Genomic DNA, 7,152 nt, shown 5'->3' with positions numbered 1-7,152 from the left:
GAGTAGGACGTCGCCAAGCAACTAAAAACACAAGTCTTTTGACTTGTGTTTTTTTCTGTTTTCAAACAGTACGAAAAAAGAAGTAATGGTAATACAAACACGTTGCCCAAGGGTTAATCATATTATATAAGAGATGGATGTATATTTTTCTGTAAATTGTTAAGGAATAGAAGTATAAAATATGTCCATTTAAATAGGGAGGGAAGATTATGAAAGCACAAAATGAAGTTTGTATTGTTTGTGAGACAGAAAGAAAAGAAGGGATATATGTTTATAATAATTTAATATGTTATGAATGTGAAAAGGATATGGTGAATACGGAGACAAATGATCCGAAGTATATATATTATTTAAAACAGCTTCGGAAATTAGAAGTATCATATTTTTAAATAGGCATATGCCTATTATTTTTTTTGTTCTGTATAATAGAGGAAGAATGAAATAATAAGGAAGAGATATAGATGAATCAAAATCGCATACCTCTATATGAGGCATTAACAGAGTTTAAAGAAAGAGGGCCGTTATCCTTTCATGTTCCAGGTCATAAAAATGGTTTAAACTTCCCTCAGGAAGCTGTAGGGGAGTTTAAAGATATACTATCTATCGATGTAACTGAGTTGTCAGGGTTAGATGATTTACATAGTCCGTTTGAATGTATAGATGAGGCACAACAGTTATTAGCTGATGTATATGGAGTGAAAAAAAGTTATTTTTTAATTAATGGTTCAACAGTAGGGAACCTAGCAATGATTTTGTCTTGTTGTGGGGAACATGATATTGTTCTTGTACAAAGAAATTGTCATAAATCAATTATTAATGGTTTAAAATTAGCGGGCGCAAATCCAATTTTTTTAGATCCATGGATTGATGAAGCTTATAATGTACCAGTGGGAATTCATGAGGAAATTATTAAGGAAGCAATTGAAAAATATCCAAATGCTAAAGCACTCATTTTAACGCATCCTAATTATTATGGTATGGGGATGGATCTAGAGGCAAGCATCGCTTATGCACATGCACATAAAATCCCCGTTTTAGTAGATGAAGCACATGGAGCCCATTTTTGTTTAGGGGGAGCATTTCCAAAGTCAGCATTAGCATATGGTGCAGATATTGTAGTTCATTCTGCACATAAAACATTACCCGCGATGACAATGGGGTCCTATTTACATATAAATAGTCGCTTAGTGAAAGAAGAAAAAGTTTCTACCTATTTAAGTATGCTACAATCTAGTAGTCCATCGTATCCAATTATGACTTCTCTTGATATTGCACGCTTTACAATAGCACGTATAAAAGAAAAGGGACATGATGAAATTGTCGAGTTTTTACGGGGATTTAAAGACGAATTATGTTCTATTCCACAAATAGCTATTTTACAATATCCATTACAAGACGAGTTAAAGGTTACTGTACAGACACGTTGTCAGTTATCAGGATACGAATTACAGTCTGTATTTGAAAAGGTCGGTATATATACAGAAATGGCGGATCCATATAATGTTCTATTTATTTTGCCCTTGCAAGTAAATAAGGGGTATATGAAGGCTATAGAGATGATCCGAGAGGCATTGCAATATTATGAGGTGAAAGACAAGAAGGAATCTATTCGTTATACTTATAAAGGAGAATTTTCTCCTTTACCGTATACATATAAACAACTGGAAGGATATGAAACAAAAGTAGTATCTGTAGAAGAAGCAGTTGGGATGATAGCGGCAGAAATGGTAATTCCGTACCCACCTGGAATTCCATTGATTATGTATGGAGAAAGAATTACTTCAGAACATAAAGAGCAAATTATGTATTTAGAGCAATCAGGCGCTCGTTTTCAAGGTAGCACGAAATATATGAAAGTGTATGATATAGAAAGTAGGTTTTAGAATGAAGGGATTATTTGTAACAATTGAAGGTCCAGAAGGTTCGGGTAAAACAACGTTAATTAAAAGTTTATTGCCGTACTTTGAACAAAAAGAACAAAAGGTAATGGCGACGAGAGAACCAGGTGGCATTGCAATTTCAGAGGATATTAGAACAATTTTACATAAACAAGAATATACGATGATGGAGGCACGTACAGAGGCGCTTCTGTATGCTGCTGCACGTAGACAACATTTGGTGGAAAAGGTTATGCCGGCACTTAACGAGGACTACCTTGTATTATGTGATCGTTTTATAGATAGCTCTTTAGCGTATCAAGGATATGCAAGAGGATTAGGTATGGATAAAGTATTTGAAATAAATCGTTTCGCAACAGAGGACTGTATGCCTAGTTTAACGATTTACCTAGACATTGAACCAGAGATTGGTTTAGCTCGCATTGAAAAAGATGCAGGACGTGAAGTGAATCGATTAGATATGGAAGATATCTCTTTCCATAAACGTGTCCGTGAAGGATATTTACAAGTTGTAGAACGTTTCTCAGATCGTATTGTATTGGTAAATGCTGATCAACCAATGGAAAAACTTATAGAAGAAGTTGTTCAGATTATAGAAGATAAATTGTTATAATAGAAGGAAAGAATGAAATAAGTGAGGTATGCATTATGACGAAGACGTGGGAGCAGCTTTCTGCTATACAACCCATCGGTGTAAAAATGTTGATGAATAGCATTGCAAAAGAGCGTATATCCCACGCTTACTTGTTAGAGGGAGGGAAAGGGACTGGAAAGTTTGCAACGGCAATTCAAATGGCAAAGAGTTTCCTCTGTTCTGGGCGGAATGGGGTAGAGCCTTGTCACGTATGTACAAATTGTAAGCGAATTGATTCAGGTAACCACCCTAACTTACATATTGTAAAACCAGACGGATTATCTATTAAGAAGCAGCAAATTCATGATTTACAAGAAGAGTTTTCAAAAACAGGATTAGAAGCAAATAAAAAAGTATATATTATTGAGCACGCAGATCGTATGACAGCAAATGCAGCGAATACACTTTTAAAATTTTTAGAAGAACCAAGTAGTGATACAACAGCTATTTTACTTACTGAACAAAGTCATCAAATTTTAAATACGATTTTATCTCGCTGTCAAGTTGTTACATTTAGACCGTTACCTACGGAATCTTTAATTAGAAGATTACAGGATGAAGGTATTACGGCATCTTTATCGACACTTGCTGCGCAACTCACGAATAGTTTTGATGAAGCTTTAGCTTTATGTAGTGATGAATGGTTTGCACAAGCACGAGCTTTAGTGATAAAATTATGTGAAGCGCTCGAAAAGGATAAAGCCTCTATTTTTTTTGTACAAGAAAAATGGGGGAAACACTTTAGAGAGAAAGAACAATTACAGCAAGGTTTAGATATGTTGCTCCTTATTTATAAGGATTTATTATATGTTCAACTTGGAGAAGAAGATCGTCTTGTTTTTCATGAGCAGAAAGAGATGTTTGAATCTTTCTCCTATGCTCAGAAGCGCATTGTATCAGCTCTCTTTAATATATTAGAGGCAAAAAATAGAATCAACGCTAATGTAAATGCGCAGCTTGTGTTCGAACAGTTAGTGTTGCGGTTGCAGGAGGGATGACCGTTTTGTATGATGTAGTAGGTGTTCGCTTTAAGAAGGCCGGAAAGGTATATTACTTCGATCCGAATCAGTTCGATATCTCTGAAAATGAGTTTGTAATTGTAGAAACAGTAAGAGGTATTGAGTACGGAAAAGTAGTTATTACCAAAAAGCAAGTTGATGAAAACGACGTTGTATTACCGCTAAAAAAGGTTATTCGTATTGCAAATGAAAATGATCGTACCATTGTTGAAGAGAACAAACATGCTGCGAAAGAAGCATATCAAGTTTGTCAGCAAAAGGTAGTAGAGCATAATCTTGATATGAAACTTGTAGATGTAGAGTATACGTTCGATCGAAATAAGATTATTTTCTACTTTACTGCGGATGGTCGGATTGATTTCCGCGAACTAGTGAAGGACTTAGCGGCAATTTTTAGGACAAGAATTGAACTAAGACAAATTGGTGTTCGTGATGAAGCGAAGATGCTTGGTGGTATTGGTCCGTGTGGTCGTATGCTTTGTTGTTCTACTTTTTTAGGAGATTTTGAACCTGTATCCATTAAGATGGCAAAGGATCAAAATTTATCATTAAATCCTGCAAAAATCTCTGGTTTATGTGGTCGCTTAATGTGTTGCTTAAAATATGAGAATGATGAATATGAGGCAGCAAAGGAACAACTTCCTGATTTAGATCAACGTATACAAACCCCGCATGGTACTGGCCGTGTTATCGGATTAAATATTTTAGAAAGATTAATTCAAGTGGAACTAGTAGACAAGGAACGGATAGTAGAATATACGTTAGATGAGTTAGTGAATAAAGGGGTCGTTTCGAGTCAAACCACAGATTAATGAGGTGGGTGCTTGTGGAGAAAAAAGATATTTTTGCATCGGTTTCTAGTATGGAAGAGCAAATTGGACATTTATACAAACAGTTGGGAGAATTAAAACAACATCTTGCAGAGTTGTTGGAAGAGAACCAACATATAAAAATGGAAAATGAAAATTTGCGACACCGCTTTGAAGAAGTGCAGATTAAGGAAAAACAAAAAACTCAAAAACGTAAAGAAGTGAAGCCGAAGACAACTGATATTGGCGAAGGCTACGATAATTTAGCAAGGCTATATCAAGAAGGTTTTCATATTTGTAATCTGCATTATGGAAGTGTACGTAAAGAGGGAGATTGTTTATTCTGCCTGTCATTTTTAAATAAAAAGTGAAATTACCTTTCCAATGATAATTGGAAAGGTAATTTTTTATACATGAGAGTAGAATGAAATATGTTTTTTTATTAGTAGAAGAAGAAATAGGGTAGGTTAAGTGTAAGAAAAGGAGTAACATATGAATTTATATGAAGATGAACGTTTAGATTACTTATTAGCGCAAGATATGAAGATTGTACAAAGCCCATCAGTATTCAATTTCTCGTTAGATGCTGTTTTACTTGCAGACTTTGCTTGGGTGCCGATTCAAAAAGGTAATGTACTTGATCTGTGTACAGGTAACGCAGTTGTCCCCCTTTTATTAAGTACAAGAACAAAGGGAAACATTACAGGTGTAGAAATTCAAGAACGTTTATATGATATGGGAATCAGAAGCGTTCAATACAATAAGTTAGAAGAAAGAATTCACTTAATACATGGGGATTTGAAAGATATGCCGGAGAAACTTGGACGTCATCAATATGATGTAGTTACATGTAATCCCCCTTATTTTCAAACACCTGCAACTTCTGAGAAAAATATGAATGAACATTTAGCGATAGCTCGTCATGAAATTATGTGTACATTAGAGGATGTTGTTTCTGCAAGTAGTCAATTAGTAAAGCAAGGCGGGAAAGTAGCATTTGTACATCGTCCAGGTCGTTTGCTAGATATTGTTACATTAATGCGTAAATACAAAATTGAACCAAAGCGTGTACGATTTATTTATCCTAAGGCAGGGAAAGAAGCAAATACATTGTTAATTGAAGGGATTAAAGACGGAAACGCAGATTTGAAAATATTGCCACCCCTTTTTGTATATGAAGAAAATAATGAATATACAAAGGAGATTCGTTCAATTTTATATGGAGAAGAATAAGCATTGTTTTTATGTAGTAGAGTGCTCTGACGGAAGTTATTATGCAGGATATACAAATCATATAGAGAAGCGGATTCAGACCCATAATAGTGGAAAAGGGGCTAGGTATACGCGTGCTAGACTTCCTGTTGTTTTAAAATACATAGAATTTCATGAAGATAAGCGTACAGCTATGCAAGCAGAGTATTATTTTAAGCAGTTAAATAGAAAACAAAAAGAAGAATATATGCAAAAAGGAGAACGCTATGTGGCAACAAAAAAGCTTTCAACAAAATGAAAAGGGAGTTTTATATTTAGTACCAACTCCTATTGGAAATTTAGAAGATATGACATTTCGTGCAATCCGAATTTTAAAAGAAGCTGATTTAATTGCTGCTGAAGATACGAGACAAACGAAAAAACTTTGTAATTATTTCGAAATTGAAACCCCCGTTATGAGTTACCATGAGCATAATAAGGAAGTAAGTGGTAAGAAAATATTAGGGAAGTTAGACGAAGGAAAGACTGTAGCGCTTGTTAGTGATGCTGGTATGCCTTGTATTTCCGATCCAGGTTACGATATTGTTGTAGAGGCTGTAGCAGAACAGTATCATGTAATCCCGCTTCCTGGGGCAAATGCAGCCCTTACAGCATTAATTGCATCAGGTCTTGAAACAAAACAATTTTATTTCTATGGATTTTTACAAAGAAATAAAAAAGAAAGAAAAATGGAGTTAGAGAAGCTTCGTTATGTACAAACTACAATGATGTTTTATGAAGCGCCCCATCGTTTAGATGATACTTTAATCTCGATGCAAGAAGTGTTGGGAAATAGAGAAATTGTATTATGTCGAGAGTTAACGAAAAAATTTGAGGAATTTATTCGTGGAACAGTTGAGGAAGCAATTGAGTGGACGAAACAAAATGAAGTTCGTGGCGAGTTTTGTATTTTAGTAGCTGGTTCAACGGAAGAACCTACCCCAGAAGAACAATGGTGGGAATCTATTTCGGTATATGATCATATTGAACATTATATAAACGAAAAAGGTATGAATTCAAAAGAGGCAATAAAAACAGTCGCTAAAGATCGAGATTTGTCGAAACGCGATGTATATCAAATCTATCATGTCGATAAAAAATAAGCTTCTCATAATTGAGAAGCTTATTTTGCTGTTTCGATATAATCTTGAAGTTCGTTTAAGATTCGCTCAGCGCCTTCTTTGCTTAAGATAATTTTACCTTCAGCTAAAGATAGGTTACCATCAGATACTTCACCAGTTACTTGGCAAGTCATGTTTGGCTTATATTTTTTTAAGATGATTTTCTCGTCATCAACGTAGATTTCAAGAGCATCCTTTTCTGCAATACCTAAAGTACGGCGTAATTCGATTGGAATTACTACACGACCTAATTCATCAACTTTACGAACGATACCAGTAGATTTCATAATTCTTTTCCTCCTAAAGAAATAGTTTATAAGTTTCGAGTCTATTTTCTAGATTCGTCATTTTTCGACAAAATACCCTATGGACATATGATACCAATCATTTACATTTCCGTCAATTCTTTAATTCTATATT

10 protein-coding genes are annotated in these 7,152 nt (G+C 34.8%); 9 read left to right on the top strand and 1 reads right to left on the bottom strand.

Annotated features, from left to right (window positions below; all coding sequences use genetic code 11):
* The first annotated feature begins 209 nt into the window (after positions 1–209).
* The 9 genes from DT250_RS25945 (at position 210) to rsmI (ending at position 6,714) form a co-directional block, all read left to right on the top strand.
* Positions 210–389 (top strand): sigma factor G inhibitor Gin, encoded by a 180-nt coding sequence (locus DT250_RS25945; protein ID WP_000647291.1) that lies wholly within the window; start codon positions 210–212, stop codon positions 387–389.
* Positions 390–461: 72 nt separating this feature from the next.
* Positions 462–1,883 carry an aminotransferase class I/II-fold pyridoxal phosphate-dependent enzyme gene (locus DT250_RS25940; RefSeq protein ID WP_149213913.1) on the top strand — a complete coding sequence of 474 codons (1,422 nt, stop codon included), beginning with the start codon at positions 462–464 and terminating at the stop codon, positions 1,881–1,883.
* Position 1,884: 1 nt separating this feature from the next.
* A complete protein-coding gene (tmk, locus tag DT250_RS25935) occupies positions 1,885–2,511 on the top strand; it encodes a dTMP kinase (RefSeq protein ID WP_000677225.1) in 627 nt (208 codons plus the stop codon).
* A 35-nt stretch (positions 2,512–2,546) separates the two neighbouring features.
* A complete protein-coding gene (gene holB / locus DT250_RS25930; protein WP_046954526.1) occupies positions 2,547–3,530 on the top strand; it encodes a DNA polymerase III subunit delta' in 984 nt (327 codons plus the stop codon).
* Positions 3,531–3,535: 5 nt separating this feature from the next.
* A complete protein-coding gene (locus DT250_RS25925) occupies positions 3,536–4,363 on the top strand; it encodes a PSP1 domain-containing protein (protein ID WP_000272429.1) in 828 nt (275 codons plus the stop codon).
* A gap of 14 nt (positions 4,364–4,377) precedes the next feature.
* Positions 4,378–4,731 (top strand): DNA replication initiation control protein YabA, encoded by a 354-nt coding sequence (gene yabA, locus DT250_RS25920; protein WP_000412057.1) that lies wholly within the window; start codon positions 4,378–4,380, stop codon positions 4,729–4,731.
* Between the two features lie 121 nt (positions 4,732–4,852).
* The gene (locus DT250_RS25915; protein WP_149213912.1) at positions 4,853–5,593 is read left to right on the top strand and encodes a tRNA1(Val) (adenine(37)-N6)-methyltransferase; all 741 of its coding nucleotides are present in this window, start codon (positions 4,853–4,855) and stop codon (positions 5,591–5,593) included.
* A complete protein-coding gene (locus DT250_RS25910) occupies positions 5,580–5,870 on the top strand; it encodes a GIY-YIG nuclease family protein (RefSeq protein WP_000414343.1) in 291 nt (96 codons plus the stop codon). The genes DT250_RS25915 and DT250_RS25910 overlap by 14 nt, the downstream gene beginning before the upstream one ends.
* Entirely contained in the window at positions 5,839–6,714 is an 876-nt protein-coding gene (rsmI, locus tag DT250_RS25905; RefSeq protein ID WP_000267812.1) for a 16S rRNA (cytidine(1402)-2'-O)-methyltransferase, read from the top strand. The genes DT250_RS25910 and rsmI overlap by 32 nt, the downstream gene beginning before the upstream one ends.
* Positions 6,715–6,734: 20 nt before the next feature.
* Here rsmI and DT250_RS25900 read toward each other — a convergent pair whose 3' ends face one another.
* Positions 6,735–7,019 (bottom strand): AbrB/MazE/SpoVT family DNA-binding domain-containing protein, encoded by a 285-nt coding sequence (locus DT250_RS25900; RefSeq protein ID WP_000843039.1) that lies wholly within the window; start codon positions 7,017–7,019, stop codon positions 6,735–6,737.
* Positions 7,020–7,152: the final 133 nt, after the last annotated feature.

The organism is Bacillus sp. AR2-1, from assembly GCF_008368755.1.
GTDB lineage: Bacteria > Bacillota > Bacilli > Bacillales > Bacillaceae_G > Bacillus_A > Bacillus_A wiedmannii.
The sequence above is the reverse complement of the archived record's forward strand: the minus strand, read 5'-3'. Positions and strand labels throughout refer to the sequence as shown.